The organism is Streptomyces sp. H27-D2 (assembly GCF_035828615.1).
In the GTDB taxonomy this organism is placed as follows: Bacteria; Actinomycetota; Actinomycetes; order Streptomycetales; family Streptomycetaceae; genus Streptomyces.
In genome coordinates, this window is record NZ_JAYMZR010000079.1 from 13,348 (window position 1) to 34,923 (window position 21,576).

A 21,576-nucleotide genomic window follows, 5' to 3' on the forward strand; every position below is an offset into this window, starting at 1 on the left:
GCCATTACATGGGACTTGTCATGCTCGTTGGGTTTTATCTTTTTCCGTAAACCCGCGTTTATCAATGATTGGCCCGCGCGTTCCGCGCCGTTTCCGGAGCGGCCGGCGGACCGGCGGGGGAACGATCATGGAATGGCGCGGGGCTCCACACGGTGGCCTGCGCCGGAGCCGTCCGGAGCCGCGGGAGCGGCCGATGGTGCGACCTGGGTCTCAACGTGAGGGGAGCCACACGAGTCGGGTGGCGACTCGCGTACTCTGACGTCTCACTCGCCAGGGCCACGGGGTTCACGGGACCGCTTCCCGCCCGGTGCGGCCGCGAGCGCAACACTGCGGAGGTGCGTACATGACCGGGACGACCACGGCCGGCACTTCGAAGCCGGCGGACGTCCCCAGGCAGAGTCGGCGCGAAGACCGGGACAGCCGGGACAGCACAGCCGGCGAGCGCGGCGGCCGAGGCCCCGCCCACCGCTGGAGCGTCCTCGTGGTGCTGTGCGTGAGTCTGCTCGTCGTCGCGCTCGACGCCACCGTGCTGCATGTCGCCGTCCCCGCCGTCACCGCCGACCTGCACCCCGGCGCGATGGAACTCCTCTGGATGGTCGACGCCTACCCGCTGGCCGCCGCGTCCCTGCTGATCCTCTTCGGCACCCTCGGTGACCGGGTCGGCCGCCGCCGCATCCTGCTGCTCGGCTACGCGCTCTTCGCCGTGGCCTCGGCCGCGGCAGCCTTCGCGGGCACCCCGCTCGCGCTGATCGGGGCCCGTGCCCTGCTCGGCGTCGGCGGCGCGATGATCATGCCCGCGACACTCTCGATCCTGCGCCAGGTCTTCCCCGACCGGCGCGAGCGCGCCCTCGCCATCGGCATCTGGAGCGCCGTCGCCGCGGTCGGCGCGGCGATCGGCCCGGTCCTCGGCGGCTTCCTCGTCGAGCACTTCTGGTGGGGCTCTGTCTTCCTGGTCAACCTCCCGCTGATGGCGGTCCTGCTGCCGCTCGCGCGCTGGATGCTGCCCGAGTCCCGCGGCGGACAGAACGGTCCGTGGGACGTGCTCGGCGCACTGCTGGCCGCCTGCGGAATCCTCGCCGTCGTCCTCGGCGTCAAGCGGCTCGGCGGCGGCGAGGACCCGCTCGGCCCCGCGACCCTCGGCGCGCTGGTGCTCGGCGGCGCGCTGCTGGCGCTGTTCGTACGCCGGCAGCGCAGGCTCACCCACCCGCTCCTCGATCTGCGGATGTTCTCCAAGCCCGCGTTCTGCACCTCCGTCGGCTGCATCGTGCTGGCGATGCTGGCGCTCGTCGGTCTCGAACTCATAGCGGTGCAGTATCTGCAGTTGGTGCTCGGGTTCAGCCCGCTGGAGACCGGCCTCAGGCTGCTGCCCCTCACCTTCGCGGCGATGGCCGCCGGGCTGCTCGGCTCCCGGATGCTGCACCGCTTCGGGCCGCGCGCCATGGTCGCGCTCGGCTTCGTCCTCACCGCCGCCGCCGTACTGCTGCTGACCGTCATGGGGCAGTACGACCGCCCCGAGCTGCTGACCAGCGCCTTCCTGCTGCTCGGCTTCGGCCTGGAGGTCACCCTCTTCGGCGCGTACGAATCGATGCTCAGCGAGACCCCGGCCGAACAGGCGGGCGGCGCGGCGGCCATCGGCGAGACGTCCTATCAGCTCGGCGCGGGCATCGGCATCGCGCTGCTCGGCAGCATCATGAACGCGGCCTACACGCCGGGCGTCGCGGGAGTCCCCGGCGTCCCGGACGCGGCCCGGCACGCCGCGGGCAACTCGCTCGGCGAGGCGTACGAGGTGTCCGGACGGCTCGGCGGCCCCGCCGGCAGCGCGCTGCGCTCCGCCGCCCGCGAGTCGTTCGTGCACGGGCTGCATGTCACGCTCATCGTCAGCGCGGGCATGCTGCTGCTCGGCGCCCTCGCGGCGCTGCGGCTGCCACGGCTGATGGACTGCTCGGAGCGCGCGGACGACGAGCCAGCGACGGCGGCGGCGCTGTCGCCGTCGGCGTCGTCAGAGCGACGGGTTCGGCGGCGAAGGGCGCGGGAGCCGCTCGGTCTGGCCCGCGAGTCCCGGGGCGGCGAGTCCCGAGGCAATGAAACCCGGGGCAGTGAATCCCGAGGCAGTGAACCTCGGGGTGGCACGGCGCGGCGGGAGCCGGCCGTGGCGGAGGCGGCCCGCGGCCGCTGAGCCCTCGCCCGGCCGGGCGAAGCGCTCGTAGGGCTTGGGCTGAAAGCCTTCCGGGGCCGGCCTTTCGGCCGACGGCCCCGGCCGGCGGTCAGCTCTGGTTGAAGAAGCCGCCGCTCGCGCGCCGGGCTTCACCGCTGACCACCTGGTAGTCGGTGGGCGTGAGCAGGAAGACGCGGGTGGCCACCCGCTCGATCGAACCGTGCAGCCCGAAGGTCAGCCCGGCCGCGAAGTCCACGACGCGCTTGGCGTCGGCGGGCTCCATGCTGGTGAGGTTCACGATCACCGGGACGCCGTCCCGGAACAGCTCTCCGATGCCGCGGGCGTCCCGGAAACTGTCCGGGGTGACCGTGGCGATACGGGTGCCCGTGTGCTGCGCGGCCTCGCTCGCGACCCGCACGCGGGGGTCGGTCACCCAGGCATCTCCGGGCTCGGGCCCCTCGGCGTAATCGTCGTCGTAGTAGCGCTCGTCATCGCTGTCGTCGACGAGGCCCAGCCAAGCACTCGCCTTGCGCACCGATCCCATGGACGCCTCCTCTCGCACGCGGTGTGTACGTTCCGCACCTCTATCGTCGTGCATGATGCAGAGGATGTGCCAAGTGGATAGCCGTCGCGCAGGCGATTCGTGACGGTACTGGTGCACAAACGGGTGGCGGCCGATCAGGATTCCTGCTGGGTACAGATGCTGACGGAGCGATGGATATAGTCCGATTGGCTGTTTGGGTGACCATTCGGGCGTTCGGGTGAACGGGCGCGCGAGCGGAGGGTTTCTGACACTGCGTCGGCCGTTGAAAGCCGACACGCGATGGCTGCCGAGGAGCAGCCGACGGCCCGCTCCTCACGAGGCGTCAGCTCAGTTCGGGCGGGCTGATCCGCGACTTCTTGATGCCTGAGAGTGTTGTTCCCCACTTCTTGAGGATGCGCTGGTAGGTGCCGTTCTCAGCCGGGTCAGGACTGCCGCGGGCCGCGAGGGCGAGCGTCAGCGCGGCGGCGGTCGCGCTCGCGAGGAGGGCGGTGCCGCGGAGTGGGCCGGGCGGCGCGGCGCGCCGCGGCCGGGCAGAGCGAGGGGAGGGGGTACCGCTACAGCGTGAGCGTGTGTGAAGGCGCGGGGAAAGCGCGCGGATGCCGGCCGGCCGCGACGGGCGGGCTCAAAGGCAGGGCGTCAGCTCGAACAGGAAGACGACCACACGCGACCGAAGTCGATGTGGGCGCGGGTGACCAGCCGCTGCCTTGAATACATGGCCTCAGTGGAACAGGCATCCGTTTCCTCGTCAACTGCCCTGTGGCGGAGGGCGCGCGGCGCGCCGTGCGGCTCGGCTCACAGTGCGGACACACGTTGACAGCCGACCGTGGGCAGCGCATAGCCTCAGGACCGGAGCGTGCTGAGGGGCTCGGTCCGTGCTCCGCGTACCGCGTGCTGTGAGGGCGATCGATTCCCGTGTTCGATCTCTGCATCCACGGAGCCTTCGCATGCCCGCACAACCGCCTGCCCTCCGCCGGAATCCCGAGCCGCCTGCGGTTCAAGCCGCCGCTGACAGCGCTCCTGGCGCAGCCACAGCCGAAGCCACAGTCGTAGTCGTAGACGCTGATCAGTCCCCCGCCGAGCCCCCCGCCCAGCCGCGCATCGTGCCCGTGCGGCGCACCGGTCAGTGGGTCGCCGCCACCGCCGTCATCCTGCTGCTCGCCATGGTGGCCGACTCCGTCGTACGCAACGACGCGTTCCAGTGGGACGTCGTCGGCGACTGCTTCGGCACGGCCGCCGTGCTGCGCGGCCTCGGGCTGACGCTGTGGCTGACGACCGTCGTCGTGGTGCTCGGCTTCGCGCTCGGCACCGTCATCGCCGTGCAGGACCTGCTCTACTCCGTGCAGGACCTGCTCTACTCCGTGCAGCTCGTCTACCACCGCACGTACCGGATCATCCCGCTGCCGCTGGTCGCCACCATCTGGTACGTCGCGGTGACCTCGGTGCTCAGCGTCGGTCAGTACTACGTCGAGCTGCGGTTCTCCCGATGAGGACCTCGCTCGTCGTGGTCGGGGTGGGACCGCGCGGCACGGGGCTGCTGGAGCGGATCGCCGCCAACGCGGCGGAGCTGTACGGCGACAGCGAAGGCGACGGGACCGACGCCGGCGTCGATCTGCATCTCGTGGACCCGCACCCGCCCGGCGGCGGCCGTATCTGGCGACGGGAACAGTCGCCGCTGCTCTGGATGAACTCGATGGCCGAGGACGTCACCATGTTCACCGACGAGTCCGTGACGCAGGACGGCCCGGTGCGCCCCGGTCCCTCGCTCGCCGAGTGGGCGGCCCGGGTCCGGAGCGGCCTGCTGCCCGTGCACCCCGCGCCGGCGGCGGAAGCGGCGGCGCTGACCGGGCAGAGCTTCGCCAGCCGCCGGTTGCAGAGCGCCTACCTGGGCTGGGTGTACGAGCAGTCGCTCGCCGCCCTGCCGCCCGGCGTCGCCGTCCATCTCCACCGCCGCCGCGCGGTGCGGGTCGCCGGGCCGCGCGACGGCAAGCAGCAGGTGTGGCTGGAGGGCCGCCCCGAGCCGCTCGTCGCCGACCTCGTCGTGCTGGCCCTCGGCCACCTGGACGTTGAACTCGACCGGGAACAGCAGGACTTGGCGGCCTTCGCAAAGGCGCACCGGCTCGTCCACCTGCCGCCCGAGCTCACCGCCGACAGCGACCTGGCCGCGCTGCGCCCCGGCGAGCCGGTCATCGTCCGGGGGCTCGGGCTCGCCTTCGTCGATCTGATGGTGCTGCTCACCGAGGGGCGCGGCGGACACTACGTGAGCGACGCGGAGGGCGACGCGGAGGGCGGCGGCGAGACGGGCGAGCTGACGTACCGTCCGTCCGGCCGCGAGCCGGTCCTGTACGTGGGCTCGCGGCGCGGTGTCCCGTACCACTCGAAGATCGGCTACAGCTGGCAGGGCGAACGGCCCCCGCTGCCGCGCTTCTTCGGGCCGGCCCAGGTCGACGAGCTGCTGGCGCGGCCAGGGCCGCTCGACTTCCGGCGGGACGTCTGGCCGCTCGTCGACAAGGAGCTGGGCTTCGCCCACTACCACCGGCTGTTCGCCGTCCGCCCGGAGCGCACGACCGTCGGCTGGGCCGACTTCGAGGAGAAGTACGCCGCCTGCGAGCCGCTCAGCGCCGAGTTGCGGGCCCTGCTCGCCGCGGCCGTCCCCGACCCGGCCGACCGACTCGACCTCGACGCGCTCGACCACCCCCTCGCGGGGCTGCGCTTCCCCGACGGCGACGCGTTGCAGACCGGCGTGCGGGGCCGCATCGAGGCGGACCTCGCCCGCCGGCACGACCCCGCGCACAGCCCCGACCTCGCCGTCTTCCTCGGGCTGCTTTCCGTATACGGGCAGTTGGTCCGGCTCGGTGACCTCGGCGGCTGGTGGCACGGCTTCTTCAGCTACCTCGCCTCCGGCCCGCCAGGACCCCGGCTGCGGCAACTGCTCGCGCTCTCCCGCGCGGGCGTCGTCCGCTTCCTCGGCGCGGACACGACCGTCGACGCCGACCCGGTGCGCGGCGTGTTCCGGGCGGGCAGCGCGAGCGTGCCGGGGGAGCGCGTCGAAGCCCGCGCGCTCGTCGAGGCCCGGCTGCCCGGACCGTCGGTGGCCCGCTCGCGCGAGCCGCTGCTGCGCTTCCTGTACGAGGACGGCGCGGCCACCACCCCCGCCGGGCTGCTCGCCGTCAGCCCCGAGGATGGCCGGGTCCTCGACGACCGGGGCCGCCCGCACCCGCGCAGGTTCGCGATCGGCCCGTACACCGACGCCCGCGCCGCGGGGGCCTTCGCCCGGCCCCGTACCAACGCGCCCGCCTTCCGGCAGAACGACGCCACGGCCCGCGCCGCACTCGCCTTTCTGCACGACCTCTCGTGTCGCGCGCCGCTCGGCGTCTGAGCGTGACCACCGCGCCGCCTCCCTTTCCCGCTTCCCGTCGCTCCCACCGTCTACCGCTGCGCCTACCTCTGCGAGGACCGACCATGTCCGTACCCGCCAGCCCCCTGCATCTGGCCGCCGCGCTCGACGGCAGCGGCACCGGAACCGGCAGCGCTACCGCCGATGTCCTGAACAGGGCCACGAACAGCCCCCCGTACGCCTTCGACGCGGACCACTACGTCCGGCTCGCGCGGCTCGCCGAGCGCGGCAGGCTCGACTTCGTCACCCTGGACGACTCCTTCGCCGAGCCCGGCTCCCGGCCCCGGCTCGACGCGCTGGCCGTCCTCGCGCGGGTCGCGCCGGCCACCGAGCGGATCGGTCTGGTGCCGACCGTGACCACCACCCACACCGAACCGTTCCATCTCTCCTCCGCCGTCGCGACCCTGGACTGGGTGAGCCGCGGCCGGGCCGGCTGGACCGTCGACGTATCGACGACCGAGGCCGAGGCACGGCTCTTTGGGCGTCGCCCGGCCGCGTCCGACGATGATCTTTGGCGGGAGGCCGCCGAGGTCGCGGACGTCGCGGCCCGGCTGTGGGACAGCTGGGAGGACGACGCCGAGATCCGCGACCTGCCGACCGGCCGCTTCATCGACCGGGACAAGCTGCACTACGTCGACTTCGCGGCCGAGCGCTTCACCGTTCGCGGCCCGGCCATCGTGCCGCGCCCGCCGCAGGGCCACCCCGTCACCGTGATCGACGCGACCGAGGAACACTCGCGCGACGCCGCCGCCCGGCACGCCGACGTCGCGCTCGTACGGGTCGAGGACCCCGACACGGCCCGCGTCCTGCGCGACGAACTCCGCCGCCGGGCCGCCGCGTACGGCAGGCAGCCGGGCCGGCTCAGGGTCCTCGCCTCACTGCCCGTCGCGCTGCCCACCACCGCCGACGCCGTCGGCCTCGCCGACCTGATCGGCGACTGGTACACGGACGGCGCGGTCGACGGCTTCCACCTGCGCCCCGAGGACCCGGCACGGGACCTCGACCGGGTGGTCGACGGGACGGTGCCGGTTCTGCAGCACCGGGGGCTGCTGCGCCGCTTCTATCCGGGGGCGACGCTCCGCGACCACCTCGGGCTGCCGCGCCCGGCGAATCGGTACGCGGGGGAGGGGAATCGGGGGCGGGTTCGGGATCGGGTTCGGGGGGGGGAGGGGGCGGTCGGGCAAGCCGCTCAGGCCGAGCCGGTCCCGCAGGGTGAGCAGGTGCCGCAGGCCGAGCCGTCCTCTCTGGCCTTGCAGGTCCCTGAGGCCGCTCAAGCCCGAGACCGTGCCGCAGCTCCTGCCTCTGCCGCTGCTTCCGCTCCCGCTCCCGTCCAAGCTCCCGCCCCCGCCCGGGACCGAGCCGCCCGGGACCGAGCCGCCCGAGAGGCCACCCGATGAGCACTCCCCAGAACCCCCCGCCGGGCGTACGGAAGACACCCCCGCGCGCGCCGCGCTCCCCGCGCGCGCCCCACCCTCCCCGCAAGCAACTGCACCTGGCGGCGCACTTCCCCGGTGTGAACAGCACCACCGTGTGGGCCGACCCGGGCTCCCGCAGCCAGATCGACTTCTCGTCCTTCGAGGGGCTCGCGCGCACCGCCGAGCGCGGCCTGTTCGACTTCTTCTTCCTCGCCGAGGGGCTGCGGCTGCGTGAGCACAAGGGACGGGTGCACGACCTGGACGTGGTCGGCCGGCCCGAGGCGCTCACCGTGCTGAGCGCGCTCGCGGCCGTCACCGAACGGCTCGGTCTGGCCGCGACCGTCAACGCGACCTTCAACGAGCCGTATGAACTGGCCCGCCGCCTCGCCTCCTTGGACCACCTCAGCGCGGGCCGCGCCGCCTGGAACGTCGTCACCTCCTCCGACGCCTTCACCGGTGAGAACTTCCGGCGCGGCGGCTATCTCGACCGCGCCGACCGGTACACCCGCACCGCCGAGTTCGTCGCCACCGCGCGTGAGCTGTGGGACTCCTGGCAGCCCGGCTTCCCGGGCGGCGTGGCCGAGCCGCGCCCGTTCGCGCACCGGGGCGGCCACTTCGACATCTCCGGCGAGTTCGGCGTCCCGCCCGGCCCGCAGGGCCACCCCGTGGTCATCCAGGCCGGGGACTCCGCCGAGGGACGGGAGTTCGCGGCCTCGGCCGCCGACGTGATCTTCACCCGGCACGGCACCCTGGAGGCGGGCCGCGCCTTCTACGCTGATGTGAAGGACCGGCTCGCCGCGTACGGGCGCGAGCCCGACGACCTGAAGATCATGCCTGGGGTGACCTTCGTGCTCGGCGACACCGCCGCCGAGGCGCGGCAGCGGGCCGCCGAGATCCGGCGGCGGCAGGTCTCGCCGCAGGCCGCGATCGTCGCGCTCGAACAGGTCTGGGGCCGCGACCTGTCGGCGTACGACCCGGACGGGCCGCTCCCCGGCATCGAGCCGGACTTCGACTCGCAGCTCGTCCAGGGCCGGGTCAAGGTCGCCGACCCGCGCGCCGTCGTCGCCAAGTGGCGGGCGCTCGCGGAGCGGAAGGGGCTCTCGATCCGGCAGACGGTGATCGAGACGACCGGCCGGCAGTCCTTCATCGGCACCCCGGAGTCGGTCGCGGCGGAGCTGGACGAGTTCGTCACCACGGACGCGGCCGACGGCTTCATCCTGGTCCCGCACCTCACGCCCGGCGGGCTCGACGACTTCGTGGCCCGGGTGGTGCCGCTGCTCCAGGAGCGCGGCGCGTTCCGCACGGAGTACGAGGGCGCGACGCTCCGCGAGCACCTCGGGCTCCGGCAGCCGGCGCGGTCGCCGCGGCAGGCGGACGACCGGCGTTCTGCATGACCTCGCAACCGATATGGAAGGGTTTGGCGGCATGAGCACCGATTCAGCACGGCGGAATTCAGCACAGCAGCAGTGGAAGGTCTGGCGCGAGCAGCGCTCCGAGACGATCTCCGAGCCGTACGGGCCGCTGGCGCTCACCGGCACGTACTGGCTCTCCGACGCGCCGGAAGGTCGCATTCCGGACGTCCCGGGGCGGTGGACCGAGGACGGCGACGCGGTGCTGCTCCAGGCGGACCCCGACAGCGGCCCGACCGGCCCGACCGGTTCGACCGACCCGACCGCCCTGACTGTTTCCGGCCAGCCGCTGAACGGCGAGGTCAGGCTCGGCGCGGACGCCGCGGGGCCGGACGCCGCACGGGTCGCGCACGGCGAGCGCAGGCTCGTCGTGCTGCGCCGCGAAGGGCTGTGGGCGGTGCGGGTCTTCGACCCGCTGTCCGCCGGCCGGCGGGCCTTCGCCGGGATCGACGCCTTCGAGTACGACGAGCGCTGGGCGCTGCCCGCGGTGTTCCGCCCGTACGGCGAGGACCGCACCGTCCAGGTGCCCGACGCGGACGGCCGGGCGCGGGGGCTGGGGCTCGGCGGCGAGCTGGTCTTCCGGGCGGACGGCGGCGAGCACACGCTCGCCGCGGCGGTGGAGGCCGACGGCTCGCTGTGGATCGTGCTGGCCGACGCCACCAGCGGGAACGACAGCTACCGCTTCCGCTTCCTGCGGCCGCCCGCGCCCGCCGCGGACGGCTCGGTGACGGTGGACTTCAACCGCACCCTGCTGCCGCCCTGCGCCTTCGCCGAGCACTTCATCTGCCCCTTCCCGCCGCCCGGCAACACGCTGCCCTTCGCGCTGAGGGCGGGGGAGCGGAACGTGCTGACGCGTTGACGCGTCCAAGCCCGGCGACCGCACGATCACGGCCCGGAGCCGTGCCGAGGAGAGGGCGGCGCACCGCCCCGGCAGCCGTCAGCCGCCGGGGCTGTTCGGCATGGGTGACGTGTGGCTGAAAGACGCCCTTGCGCGCCGGGGGCCCAGCGCCGAATACTCCGCTCAGCGTTTGTCAGGGGCACGGCGGAAGCGGAATGCCGACGTGCTCTTTGGCTGCGCCTCACGGGTCCAACACCCGACGGACCCCCGACTTTTCTCGGGAGTAAGCACGTGAGGATCGAGCGCACCACCCCCTCCAGCGGTTTCGCCAGACGTGCCCGGCTGATCGCCGTCGCGTCCGGACTCACGGCCGCGGCCGCGTTCGCGATACCGACCGCCAACGCCGTACCCGCCGGCGACAGCCAGGCGTCCCTCGCCCAGTTGGCCGAAACCAGTGCCTCCGTACGCTCCGCGGATGTCGCGGGCACCGCGTGGGTCGTCGACAAGAAGACCAACACGCTGGTCGTCACGGCCGACAGCAGTGTGACGCGGGCCGAGATCGCGGAGATCAGGAAGGCGGCCGGCGATCAGGCCGGTGCGCTCCGGATCGAGCGCACCCCCGGCACCTTCGGCAAGCTGCTCAAGGGCGGCGACGCCATCTACGCGACCAGCTGGCGCTGCTCGCTGGGCTTCAACGTGCGCAGCGGCAGCACGTACTACGCCGTCACCGCCGGGCACTGCACCGAGGGCAGGCCGCCCTGGTACACCAACTCCTCACACAGCACGAGCATCGGCCCGACGGCCGGCACCAGCTTCCCGGGCAACGACTACGGCCTGGTGAAGTACAGCAACACCTCGCTCGCCCACCCGGGCACCGTGAACCTCTACAACGGCAGCTCGCAGGACATCACCTCGGCGGGCAACCCGACCGTCGGCCAGTCCGTCAAGCGCAGCGGCTCGACGACGGGTGTCCACGGCGGCACCGTCACCGGGCTGAACGCCACCGTGAACTACGGCAACGGCGACATCGTCTCCGGCCTCATCAAGACGAACGTCTGCGCCGAGCCGGGCGACAGCGGCGGCTCGCTCTTCGCCGGGACCAAGGCCCTCGGCCTCACCTCCGGCGGCAGCGGCAACTGCTCCTCCGGCGGCACCACGTTCTTCCAGCCGGTCGCCGAGGCGCTCAGCGCGTACGGCGTGAGCGTCTACTGACCCGGCCGGAGCACGGGCACGACAGCGCGACAACCGCATAGACGCCGCTCACGGCATTTCGCCGGCCGCCCGCTCATGGGCGGCGGCCGGACAGATCCGCGGCCGGCGGCAGAGAGCCCCCGCCCGGGACGCCGGGCGGGGGCTCTCTGCCGTCCCGGACCGGCTCCGGACCGGGTTCGGGCGGCGGGCCGCGCGGTACCGTTGGAACTGCTGCTCCCTCAGTGCTGCGTCAGTCACGAAGTGGATGGCAGGTGGCCGTGATGGTAGGGGAACTCCTCACAGCGGGGGCCGTGGTCCTGTCCTGCGGGGCGGCGTACGCCATGGCCGCGGCCCGGGTGGTGAAGCAGTACGAGCGGGGCGTGGTCTTCCGCCTCGGCCGGGTCAAGTCCGCGGTACGGGGGCCGGGGTTCACGCTGGTCGTGCCCGGCGTGGACCGGCTGCGCAAAGTGAACATGCAGATCGTGACGATGCCGGTGCCGGCCCAGGAGGGCATCACCCGGGACAACGTCACGGTACGGGTCGACGCGGTCGTCTACTTCAAGGTCATAGACGCGTCCGAGGCGATCGTGGCGGTCGAGGACTACCGCTTCGCGGTCTCGCAGATGGCGCAGACCTCGCTGCGCTCGATCATCGGCAAGAGCGATCTGGACGACCTGCTGTCCAACCGGGAGAAGCTCAACCAGGGCCTGGAGCTGATGATCGACAGTCCGGCCGTCGACTGGGGCGTGCACATCGACCGGGTCGAGATCAAGGACGTGTCGCTGCCGGACACGATGAAGCGGTCGATGGCGCGGCAGGCGGAGGCCGACCGGGAACGGCGGGCCCGGGTGATCAACGCCGACGCGGAGCTCCAGGCGTCGAAGAAGCTGGCCCAGGCGGCCGAGGTGATGTCCGAACAGCCGGCCGCGCTGCAACTGAGGTTGTTGCAGACCGTGGTGGCGGTGGCGGCCGAGAAGAACTCCACTCTGGTGCTGCCTTTCCCGGTCGAGCTGCTCCGCTTCCTGGAACGGGCTCAGCAGGGCCCCTCGCAGCCCGCGCCGCCGGTGGCCGCGCCGCCGCCCGGCGTACCCACAGAGCCGCCCACGGCGGCCGCGCAGGCACCGCCCGCACCCATGGAACCCCCGGTCGCGCAGGCCGCACCGGGCGTGAACGCCGCGCCGTTCACGGGCTCCGCCGCGGCTTCCGCCTCCGTGCGCGAGGATCACGAGGGCTAGCGGCCGGGAGTCGAGAACCGGAAATCCCGGCAGCGATTTCCGGACAGGTGTAGTCCTTACCCGCTGCTGATCAATGGGTCGGGAATCATGTTCGCCGGGGGAACTGACGTGCGTGTGTGATGGTTCGGCGTGCCCTGAGTGGGTGCGCCGGCTTTTTTGTGAGCGACCGGAACTTGACCTTGTGCGTGCTCGGTCGACCTGGGAATACTCGGCGGCGCTAGTTGGCATGGACGCGTCTACCTACCGGTAAGCGCATTCATGCCCGTATGTCCTCCGGGCCCACCCCCACAGCGGGCCCAACCCCCACGGGAGGTCTTGTCTTGCAGCACCGACGTATTCCCAAGCGCCGCGCCGCGATCGCCGGCGCGGGTGTCGCGGCCCTGACGATCGCAGCGTTCACGCTGTCGAACGCCAACGCGGCCCCGGCCCCCACTCCGAGCCCGGACGCTCTGTCGCCCGCCGCGGCGGGAAAGCTCTCGTCCTCGCTCGTCTCCGGACTCAAGGCCGACGCCGCCGGTTCCTACTACGACGCCAAGGCCAAGAAGCTCGTCGTCAACGTCGTGGACAAGGCCGCGGCGAAAGGCGTCCGAGCCAAGGGCGCCGAGGCGAGAGTCGTCGAACACTCGCTCTCCCAGCTGAACTCGGCCCGCGCCAGACTCACGGACAAGGCCACCATCCCGGGCACCGCCTGGTCCGTCGACCCGAAGAGCAACAAGGTCGTCGTCACCGCTGACCGCACGGTCAAGGGCGACAAGCTCGCGAAGCTCAACAAGGTCGTCGCCGGGCTCGGCGGCAAGGCCGTGGTCAAGAAGACGGCCGGGGAGCTCAAGCCGTTCGTCGCGGGCGGCGACGCGATCTGGGGGAGCGGCTCGCGCTGCTCGCTCGGATTCAACGTCGTCAAGGGCGGCGAGGCGTACTTCCTGACCGCCGGTCACTGCGGCAACGCGGTGAAGAGCTGGTCCGACTCACAGGGCGGCTCCGAGATCGGCGCCACCCAGGAGTCGAGCTTCCCGGGCAACGACTACGCCCTCGTGAAGTACACCGCCGACACGGCCCACCCGAGCGAGGTGAACCTCTACAACGGCAGCTCGCAGGCGATCACCAAGGCGGGTGACGCCACGGTCGGCCAGACCGTCCAGCGCAGCGGCAGCACCACCCAGGTCCACGACGGCGAGGTCACCGGCCTGAACGAGACCGTCAACTACCAGGAAGGCTCGGTCGAGGGTCTGATCAAGACCACCGTCTGCGCCGAGCCCGGCGACAGCGGCGGCGCGCTCTTCGCGGGCGACGCCGCGCTGGGCCTCACCTCCGGCGGCAGCGGCGACTGCTCCGCGGGCGGCGAGACCTACTTCCAGCCGGTTCCCGAGGCCCTCCAGGCATACGGCGCCGAAATAGGCTGACCCGGCTCACCGGAAAAGCCGGCCCGCCCCACCGGGTCCAGGAACATCCGCGCCCTCGGGCGCGTCCCCCCATGACGCGGCCCCCCGCCACCCAGCGGCGGCTCACTCGGGCAGCGGACGGCGGGCTCCGCCGTTGCGGACCGCGGCGAGCGCGAGCGTGAGCACCGTGCCGGCCACGGCCCACGCGGACAGCACCAGCAGCGGTCCGGTCCCCGCGTTGCCGTGGAAATCCGCGATCGAGCGGGCGGCCCAGGTGCCCGCGCCCGGCGGCAGGGCGGGGCCGATGGCCTGCCAGAAGGGCGGCAGCAGCGGGTACGGGTACGCGCCGCCCGCGCTCGGGTTGCCGAACACGACGATGATCAGGATCGCGAGCCCGATGCCCATCGTCCCGGCGAGCCCCTGGAGCGCGAGCGTGGTGGCTCCGACCGCGAAGACGAGCAGCGCGCCCAGCCCCCACAGCCCGAACAGGCTGCCGGGCAGCGCGTCGAGCACCGGCCCCGCGACGATCGTGCCGAGCAGGCCCGCGACGATCGAGTACAGGGCGAGGACGGCCAGCCGGATCAGCGCGCGGTTGGCGTTGGCGGGCCGGGCCCCGGCGCTGATCGCGAGGGCCGCGGCGCACAGATAGCCGCCGACGCACCAGCCCACCACCAGGTAGAACGAGGACAGGCCGCGGCTGTCGCCCCGGTCGGAGGGGGCGATGTCGATCACCTTCACCGCGCGCTTCTCGGCTTTCTCGGCCTTGCTCACGACGAGTTCGACGGCCTGCGAGAGCGATGCGCCCCCGCCGCCGGCGACGAGCAGCCTGTCGGTGCTGCCGCGCGGGTCGATCAGCAGCGCCGCGTCGATGTCGCGGTTCTCGATCTGCCGGACCGCCGTCGCTTCGTTCGGCAGGGTCCGCGGGTCGAGCGGGCCGCCGGGCAGCCCGTCGAGCTTTTTCGCCGTCTGTTCGGCCTGCGCGGCGGCCTGCGCGGGGGCGACGACGGCGATCGCGATCCGGTCGGGCTTCGGGCTGTGGAAAGCGCCGATGTACGAGGCGATGAACGCGATCTGGATCGCCAGTACGCCGATCACCAGCAGTGCGGCGCGGGTCGACACCGCGTTGCGGATCTCTTGCCGGAGGGAGGCGGGGGTGCCGTAATCCGTCGGGGCCATTCGTCGCTCCTCGCCACACCACCTGGTATTCGTCCCCCCACGGTGTGCGGGGAAGGGGGCGGGCGCAGTCGGTGGTGGGCCGAACGGTGGATGGGGCGGGCAGTCGGGCTAGCCGTCACGCTATTCGTACGCACGTTCGAAATGGGGTTATGGTGGAGGCGGGGATGACGAGAAGTGTCGGTCAGGGGGTGTGCGAGCGGTAGGAGGTGCGGATGTCAGGGTTCACGCATCTGCATGCCGTCTCCGGGTTCTCCATGCGGTACGGGGCCGCGCACCCGGACCGGCTCGTCGCCCGCGCCGCCGAGCGGGGCATGGACGCGCTCGCGCTCACCGACCGGGACACCCTGGCCGGGACGGTGCGCTTCGCCAAGGAATGTGCGAAAGCCGGAGTGCGCCCCCTCTTCGGGGTCGACCTGGCCGTACCGGAGCACGCGGCGGACGAGCCGGAGCGAGGCGGCGTTGCGGGGCGTGCGGCTGGCGGGGCACTGGCCGTCACGGCCATGCGGAAGACCCGCGCCGCGACAGCGGCGACCGCCGCATAGCCCCTTCGCCGCTTCATCCGGGGTGACCCGGGACCCCACCTGCCATGCGAGCGAGGAACTTGTCGGCGCGGTCCGCACCGCGTTCATCTGCGACTGTCTCGCCGACGCCGAGCTGCGCCGCGAGATCGGCTGGGACCCCGCCAGACCGTCTCGGTGTAACGACTGGTAAGTACACTGATTTCATGAGCAAAAAGGAGGCACTAACCCGGGCCGCGGCCGACCTTCTCTGGGAGCGGGGTTACACAGGCACGAGCCCGGCCATGATCCTGGAACGCGCACACGCGGGACAGGGGAGCATGTACCACCATTTCTCCGGCAAGGCGGAGCTCGCGGTTGCGGCCATGTCCCATATGAGCGACCAAAGAACTCCGAGGCGATCGCCAAGCACCCATTCGGTTCGCAGAACTCGTCTCACTCAAAGGTGGGTTCGGGGCACTTCTGAGAAATGTTGAGGAAGGTCACAGGAGCGGGCGGAGGACATCGTAAGACCACGATGCGAGGGTCGTCGGTGTCGTTGTGGTGACGTCTCGCGACTGCTCGGGGGTGAATCCGTCGCGCAGGCCGGTCGACATGCCCATGATCGCCTCGACAAGTCCTTCGTCCATGCCAGATTCCCTCAGGGTCTGACGCATGTCATCGTCGGGGATCTGCTCGGCACGCAGCGGCCGGCCGGTAGCGTCGGCGACGATCGCGGCGGCCTGGTCCCAGCTCAGATCGGCAGGGCCGTGGACGGCATGGACATGTCGACCGAACCACTCGGTGGACAGCAGCCGGTGGGTGGCGACCTCGGCGATGTCTCGGGGTGCGACCCAGGCCATGGGTTGGTCGGTAGGCAGGACGACCGGCAGCACACCGCTGCGGACGGCGTCGAGTTGCAGCAGCAGATTGGTGAAGAAGAACCCGCATCGCAGGTGCAGCACAGAGGCTCCTGTCGCGTCGAGCAACTCCTCGGTACGGGCCAGCCCGTCGATCTCTCCGGCGCCGTGACGCTTCTCGGCGCCGATGCTGCTCTGGAACACGGTCCGGGCGATGCCGTTGGTGGTGACCGCGCGCGCGGCGTTGCCGCCGATCCGGGCGTACTCGGCGATCGGGTCGGGCGCGTCGGTGGGCGGGTCGATCCAGAACAACGCGTTGACACCGGCGGTCGCGGCGACGACGGCGTCGCTGTCACCGAGATCGACGGTTACCGCGTCGACAAGGTCACGGACACTGGCATCGAGCCTGCTCGGGTCTCGGACGAGCACGGTCGGCCGCACGCCGGCGCGAATGAGCATGGCTACGATGTGGCGGCCGACGTGGCCGGTGGGTGTGGTGACAGCGATCTTCATGAGCTGTCTCCTTCGCTTCGGTGGGTGATGTCATCGACGCTAGGCCCAGATGGGGTCAGTGTCCGCAACTACGGGCAGGCCGGCCGGGTGGACACCGCGAATCCCGCCAGCCGGGTGCTGGCCCTGGTTTCCGGGGGATTGACAGTTGGCGATCCTTCCCGAGACAACGTTGCTCAGGGTGCCGGGAAAGCTGTCCTCGGTCCACTCGGGCAGCGAGGTCAAAAACGCATCAGTGAAGCGCTGGATATCCTCCTCCCGGGCACCCATATCCCGCAGGATCAGCGCGTTGGCCGGCGCGAGGAGGCGGGCCACGAGAGGAATCAGAGTCGTTGTCACACCCGCTACGCCCAGCACGACACCAGTGCGGGCAGGGTCATACCAGCCGTTACGCCCCTGCACTCGGTTCCGGGACGCTACTGGCGGCTGACGGCGCGCGTGATGCCCGCGATGATCGTGGTGGCCAGGAGCCAGCCGGTGATGATGAGCAGGTACGACAGGTTCTGGAGTGGTCCCTCCGGGGTGAAGGCCCGCTCCTGGCCGAAGTCGATGATCGGCAGCAGCAGGTCCAGCGTGTAGAAGACCGGGTTGAAGTCCGGGGCCTCCGCTGCGTTCACCGGGCGCGGGTGGTCCAGCGCGTACGCGAGGGACCCGATGAGCAGCAGCGACAGCAGCCAGACGGCGGCGCGGACGGGGCGGAATCCGTAACCGACCGCCGCGTCCTGGATGTAGCCCCAGACTCGGGCGTACCAGGCGAGGGTGGCGCGGTGGCGGCGCTGTTTGGCCAGTTGGACGGTGCGGGCGGCGTAGTCGTCGCCGATCCTGCGGTAGGTGGTCGTCAACTGCTCGTAGGCGTACGGGACGTAGGCGCCCTCGTCGCGCTCCAGCAGCGGCAGCCGCCGCTCGGCGGGCTCGTGCGGGGTGAGCGTGGCGTAGGTGAGGCCGTCGAGCCGGACCTCGTGGGGCCAGACCTCGGGTGCGACGTGCAGGAGTTCCAGTTGCGCGCGGCGCAGGTTGACCAGGCCCTCGATGGGTTCGGCGTCGCGCAGCCACAGTTCGCCGATCATGGCACTGCTGGCCCGCAGGGCGGTGCCGCCCGGATTGGCGAGGCTCGCGTGGGCGAGGTTGAGCTGTCCGGGGATCCTGGCCCCTCGGAGGTTGACCCGGCCTCGGGCCTGAAGCCGCATGGCGCGTACGTCGGCGCCGACGGAGAGGTTCTCCGCGTGCAGAGCGGTGCCGTCGGGGTGGTGGAGCCGGGCGTCGTCGAGGTTCACCGAGCCCGCGACCTCCGCGCCCAGCATCCGGACCTGTCCGTGCGCGATCAGGCCGGGGCCCCATACGTCGGCGCCGAGGGTGGCGTGGTTCAGCTGGAGGACCGGCTCCCGCTCCTGGGCCGGGTCGGAATCGGGTCCGGCGGTGCCGATCTCGGTGCCGATCTCCGCGCGGTCGAGGAAGAGCGCCCCGGCGATTCTCGCGCCGCCCAGTCGGACGAGGCGGGCAATGCGGCAGCCGGTGATGCGCAGCACGCCGTCGATCCGGACGGTGGCAGCGTTCAGCCCGGGGAGCACCGACTCGTTCAGTTCGAGCTGGCGGATCTGTGCCCCGTACAGGCCCAGCTCTTCGTCGAAGTAGCAGCTTTCCAGCCGTACCGGGCAGTCGACCGTGCCGTACCCCACGTACAGCCGTCCCGTGACGCGGACCCCGGCCAGCCGGACTTCGGCGGTGCGGCCGTCCGTACGGTCGCCGCCCATGAGCAGCGCTTTGAGCACCTCGGCCCGCACCGTACGTTCCGGACCCCAGGTGTCGCCCTGAGCCGGATTCTCCGGCGTGGTCGCTCGGAGGTCGGTCGTCCGGAAGTCGACGGTCTCGCCCCGGGGGAACGCCTCCCAGACACGCCGTTCGGCAGCCGTCAGCTCGTTGATCTCCATCAGCGAGACTCTGTCCCGCAGCCTGAGGTGGTGTCAACCGGATGTGTGGTGGCGGGTATTGGGTGGTGGGACGCGGGCGTTGGGCTGCGGGTTACTGCCGAAGGGGCCGGACCGCAGGCGACCCGATGGTGCGGGTCCTGGCGGTACTGGAGCCCAGTGCGTGTCCCCCCGCCGAGCGACCCGGCGGTACCGAGAAATAGCGCCATGCACGCCGAGAGCCCTGCCGCGCTTGCGCGCGTACCAGGGCTCTGATGGCGTGGTTCGGGTCAGACAGGCTGAGCCGACGCGAGGACGACGAGTCCGGACCACGTCTCGGGTGACACACTCAGGACTGGCCCCGCGAGGTGCTTCGAGTCCCGAACGTGCACAGCCCCTGTGGAGGCCGCAACCTCCACGCACTCGCCGCCATCGCCGGTGCTGTAACTGCTCTTGAACCACTCCAGCTCTGGCGCGGGCGGTTCGGTGCGCTGAACAGTCATTTCTCTCCCAGCAGTTTCTCGACGAACTCCGACGACTCACGCGGGGTGAGCGCTTGGGACCGGATGATGCCATAGCGGGATTCAAGCTCGCGGATCTTTGCCTGGCCGGTGTACAGGCGGCTGTCACCCTGCACTTCAGCGTAGGCGATGCGCTGGTCCTGCGCGGTGTCGATCAACGTGAACGGGCCTCCCAGAGCAGCATGGTCGTCCCGGTCGACCGGCATCACTTGAACTTCAACGTTCCGCTTCTGGCCGATGAGGAGCATCTGCTCCAACTGGCCGTACAGAGTCGCCCGGCCACCGATCGGCCGTCGTAGCGCGGACTCCACGATGATGAAGCTCAACAGCGGTGCGGGCCGCCGATCGTAAATCTCCTGCCGGGCCAGCCGAGCCGTCAAACGCTGCTCGATCACCTCGTCGTCGAGCAATGGACGCTGCATCCGAAACACCGCCCGCGCGTACTCGTCCGTCTGCAACAGGCCCGGGACCGCGTACACGGCAAACACGCTCACCGCCGCCGCACCCGCCTCCAGCCGCGCCGCGTCCCGGAAGAACGCCGGATACTGCGCCCGCGCGACCTCCTCCTTCAGTGCCTGGAGCACACCCCCCGCTCCCAGGATCTCGTCCGCCTTGTCGATGAACCGTGGCGGCGGAATGCGCCGCCCCTGCTCGTACGCCGCGACGGTCGACCCCGAGTACCCCGTACGCGCCCCGAGTTCGGCCCGCTCCAGGGGCACCCGCGTACGCAGCAGCTTCAGCTGCCGTCCGAACGCGGCCACGACGCCCGTCCCCGGTTCGTCCTCCGGCAGCGCGCCGCCCGTATCGGCCGCACCGTGCGTGTCCTGCTCCATTGGCCCCACCGCCTCCCGAGTTCAACGCGCGGAGACCGCCGCCGTCACGCCGCGCGCCATGTACACGAACCGCGCCGAACACATACAACTCGCACACGTCAGCGCGTCACCGCTGGTCACGCTACGCCACCGCCGGAACGCTGGGCGTCATGATGAGCGAGATCACCGGCACTCTGCGTCCCACCGAACTCACCGACCCCGTCAGCCACTTCGACATGCGGTTCAGTTCTACCCCGCGCGGCGCGCGTCTCGCGCGGCGGCTGGCCGCGCAGCGGTTCGACGAGTGGGGCCTGGCGTACGGCGGCGACCTGAGCGACACGCTGACCCTGATCGTGGCCGAGCTGTGCGCGAACGCGGTCCAGCACGGGCACGTCGCAGGCCGGGACTTCCGTCTGCGGCTGGCCGCCGACGCCACGACCGTCCGTATCGAGGTCACCGACACCCGCACCGAACGCTTCCCCGTGCCCGCCCCCGCCCCCGCGCCGGCGCTCGCGCCACCCGCCGCCGAGGCCGAGTCGCGGAGACGGGCCGGGGCCTGCTTCTCGTGGCCCGGATGGCGACCCGGTGGGACTGGGCCGTATGCGCAGACGGCCCGGGCAAGACGGTCTGGGCAGAGTGCGTTCTGCCGGGGCGCCGCGCGGTGTGCGACATCCCATGAGTTCCCCATCCGGGATTCCGCCACAGCGCTACAACAGGATGATGGCGATGAAGATCAGACAGGCAGCGATATTGACCACCCAACTGTGGGAGTTCAGCCACTCCCGGAGCCGGGGCATCACCCGCTCCGCGCGACGACGGAACAGGAGGTAGACGGTCAGCGGCAGCGCCGCGATCAGAACCGTGGCGCCGATGAAGGGCAACGCCGCTCCCACGCCCACGTCGTGCTGTTCCAGGTGGGATCCCACGGTCAGCATGACCACGAGGTCGGAAGGCATCAGCATGATCACCAGCAGGCCGGTCTCGAGAGCCCGCTTCGGGCCCGCGTCCATCAGCGTCCCGAGCCACTTCGGCGGCTCGGCCGTTTCCCGTTTCAGCATGATCTTGCGAGGAACCCCGGGCCTTTAGGACTCCGTTGGGAAATGTGTAAACCGGCAGTGGGTGGGCGTTTATGCGGCCAGGTCGAGCTGGGCGAGGTGTGAGGTGCGGGTCTTGCCGAGTGGTGTTCCGGTCAGCCAGGCGTCGAGTCGGATGATGTTGATGGCGGTGGCGGCGAAGATGTGGCCGAGGTGGGTCTTGGGGAGGCTGGTGTAGCGGGTCCGGCGGATGCGGGTGCGCCGCACTGCCTGGGAGATGGTCCCCTCCACGCCGGCGCGGATGTTGTAGCGCTGCTGCCACTCGTCGGTCAACTGCTCGCGGCGCCTGGTCTCCAGGGCTTCCTGCTGGTCCCGAGGAAGCAGGGTCAAGCTGCGGCCCACTGGCCGTTCGCGGCCCTGGTGCACTTGGCGCGCACCGGGCAGCTCCCGCAGTCCTGGGCGGTGAAGTGCACCCGCGCGACTGGAGTGCCGCTGCTCTTACGCTGATTGGACCAGCTGGCACTGGTCTTCCCCCGGGGGCAGGTGGCCTTGCGGGCCTGCCAGTCGATCGTGAAAGCACTCTGCGCGAAGTGCTCACCCTCGTGGCTCTCGTGGCACGTGTCCAGTCCGACCGGCCCGACGAGCTCGATCCCGTACTCGTCGCGGGCGGTGACGATGTGTGCGGCGGTGACGTAGCCGGCG

The 21,576-nt window shown here is 71.4% G+C and carries 19 protein-coding genes and 3 pseudogenes; 12 read left to right on the plus strand and 10 right to left on the minus strand.

The genetic code is table 11. The features are described 5' to 3' along the window. Nucleotides 1-343: 343 nt before the first annotated feature. Nucleotides 344-2,176 (plus strand): MFS transporter, encoded by a 1,833-nt coding sequence (locus QMK28_RS25670; RefSeq protein WP_326441963.1) that lies wholly within the window; start codon nt 344-346, stop codon nt 2,174-2,176. Nucleotides 2,177-2,264: 88 nt separating this feature from the next. Here the strand turns inward: QMK28_RS25670 and QMK28_RS25675 are convergent, their stop codons facing one another. Then, entirely contained in the window at nt 2,265-2,699 is a 435-nt protein-coding gene (locus tag QMK28_RS25675) for a cell division protein SepF (RefSeq protein WP_326441964.1), read from the minus strand. A gap of 944 nt (nt 2,700-3,643) precedes the next feature. Here QMK28_RS25675 and QMK28_RS25680 point away from each other — a divergent pair. From QMK28_RS25680 to QMK28_RS25715, 8 genes and pseudogenes are all read left to right on the plus strand, one after another. Next, nucleotides 3,644-4,186 carry a hypothetical protein gene (locus tag QMK28_RS25680; RefSeq protein ID WP_326441965.1) on the plus strand — a complete coding sequence of 181 codons (543 nt, stop codon included), beginning with the start codon at nt 3,644-3,646 and terminating at the stop codon, nt 4,184-4,186. After that, the gene (locus tag QMK28_RS25685) at nt 4,183-6,075 is read left to right on the plus strand and encodes an FAD/NAD(P)-binding protein (RefSeq protein ID WP_326441966.1); all 1,893 of its coding nucleotides are present in this window, start codon (nt 4,183-4,185) and stop codon (nt 6,073-6,075) included. Before QMK28_RS25680 ends, QMK28_RS25685 begins: the two co-directional genes overlap by 4 nt. A gap of 83 nt (nt 6,076-6,158) precedes the next feature. Next, nucleotides 6,159-7,214: pseudogene (locus QMK28_RS25690) on the plus strand (LLM class flavin-dependent oxidoreductase); the annotation flags it as partial. Between the two features lie 272 nt (nt 7,215-7,486). Next, nucleotides 7,487-8,902, plus strand: a complete 1,416-nt coding sequence (locus QMK28_RS25695) for an NtaA/DmoA family FMN-dependent monooxygenase (RefSeq protein WP_326441967.1) — start codon at nt 7,487-7,489, stop codon at nt 8,900-8,902. Nucleotides 8,903-8,933: 31 nt separating this feature from the next. Next, nucleotides 8,934-9,776 (plus strand): DUF1684 domain-containing protein, encoded by an 843-nt coding sequence (locus QMK28_RS25700; protein ID WP_326441968.1) that lies wholly within the window; start codon nt 8,934-8,936, stop codon nt 9,774-9,776. A gap of 270 nt (nt 9,777-10,046) precedes the next feature. After that, on the plus strand, nt 10,047-10,967 hold the full coding sequence (locus tag QMK28_RS25705; RefSeq protein WP_326441969.1) for a S1 family peptidase: 921 nt from the start codon (nt 10,047-10,049) through the stop codon (nt 10,965-10,967). A gap of 260 nt (nt 10,968-11,227) precedes the next feature. After that, a complete protein-coding gene (locus QMK28_RS25710) occupies nt 11,228-12,181 on the plus strand; it encodes a slipin family protein (protein WP_326441981.1) in 954 nt (317 codons plus the stop codon). A 320-nt stretch (nt 12,182-12,501) separates the two neighbouring features. Beyond that, on the plus strand, nt 12,502-13,581 hold the full coding sequence (locus tag QMK28_RS25715; RefSeq protein ID WP_326441970.1) for a S1 family peptidase: 1,080 nt from the start codon (nt 12,502-12,504) through the stop codon (nt 13,579-13,581). A gap of 102 nt (nt 13,582-13,683) precedes the next feature. Here the strand turns inward: QMK28_RS25715 and QMK28_RS25720 are convergent, their stop codons facing one another. Continuing rightward, complete coding sequence (locus QMK28_RS25720) at nt 13,684-14,736, minus strand: DUF3533 domain-containing protein (RefSeq protein ID WP_326441971.1); 1,053 nt, start codon at nt 14,734-14,736, stop codon at nt 13,684-13,686. A 212-nt stretch (nt 14,737-14,948) separates the two neighbouring features. Here QMK28_RS25720 and QMK28_RS25725 point away from each other — a divergent pair. After that, nucleotides 14,949-15,188, plus strand: a pseudogene (locus QMK28_RS25725) (PHP domain-containing protein); the annotation flags it as partial. A gap of 272 nt (nt 15,189-15,460) precedes the next feature. Continuing rightward, entirely contained in the window at nt 15,461-15,730 is a 270-nt protein-coding gene (locus tag QMK28_RS25730; protein WP_326441972.1) for a helix-turn-helix domain-containing protein, read from the plus strand. A gap of 6 nt (nt 15,731-15,736) precedes the next feature. On the opposite strand, the gene QMK28_RS25735 is transcribed toward QMK28_RS25730, so the two are convergent. The 5 genes from QMK28_RS25735 to QMK28_RS25755 form a co-directional block, all read right to left on the minus strand. After that, a complete protein-coding gene (locus QMK28_RS25735; protein ID WP_326441973.1) occupies nt 15,737-16,606 on the minus strand; it encodes an NmrA family NAD(P)-binding protein in 870 nt (289 codons plus the stop codon). Between the two features lie 39 nt (nt 16,607-16,645). Beyond that, nucleotides 16,646-16,918, minus strand: coding sequence for a hypothetical protein (locus tag QMK28_RS25740; protein ID WP_326441974.1), 273 nt, complete (start codon nt 16,916-16,918; stop codon nt 16,646-16,648). A 101-nt stretch (nt 16,919-17,019) separates the two neighbouring features. Further along, entirely contained in the window at nt 17,020-18,531 is a 1,512-nt protein-coding gene (locus tag QMK28_RS25745) for a membrane-associated oxidoreductase (RefSeq protein WP_326441975.1), read from the minus strand. A 266-nt stretch (nt 18,532-18,797) separates the two neighbouring features. Beyond that, on the minus strand, nt 18,798-19,010 hold the full coding sequence (locus tag QMK28_RS25750; RefSeq protein WP_326441976.1) for a DUF397 domain-containing protein: 213 nt from the start codon (nt 19,008-19,010) through the stop codon (nt 18,798-18,800). Beyond that, complete coding sequence (locus tag QMK28_RS25755; protein WP_326441977.1) at nt 19,007-19,861, minus strand: helix-turn-helix domain-containing protein; 855 nt, start codon at nt 19,859-19,861, stop codon at nt 19,007-19,009. The genes QMK28_RS25750 and QMK28_RS25755 overlap by 4 nt, the downstream gene beginning before the upstream one ends. 149 nt (nt 19,862-20,010) lie before the next feature. On the opposite strand from QMK28_RS25755, the pseudogene QMK28_RS25760 reads away from it, so the two are divergent. Next, nucleotides 20,011-20,519 (plus strand): annotated as a pseudogene (locus QMK28_RS25760) (ATP-binding protein). Nucleotides 20,520-20,547: 28 nt separating this feature from the next. Here the strand turns inward: QMK28_RS25760 and QMK28_RS25765 are convergent. The 3 genes from QMK28_RS25765 to QMK28_RS25775 form a co-directional block, all read right to left on the minus strand. Next, nucleotides 20,548-20,898 carry a GAP family protein gene (locus QMK28_RS25765; protein WP_326441978.1) on the minus strand — a complete coding sequence of 117 codons (351 nt, stop codon included), beginning with the start codon at nt 20,896-20,898 and terminating at the stop codon, nt 20,548-20,550. Between the two features lie 69 nt (nt 20,899-20,967). Then, a complete protein-coding gene (locus tag QMK28_RS25770) occupies nt 20,968-21,264 on the minus strand; it encodes a transposase (RefSeq protein WP_326441979.1) in 297 nt (98 codons plus the stop codon). Next, nucleotides 21,261-21,576 (minus strand): transposase (locus QMK28_RS25775; protein WP_326441980.1); only part of this gene is annotated, 316 nt, incomplete at its 5' end. The genes QMK28_RS25770 and QMK28_RS25775, both read right to left, overlap by 4 nt.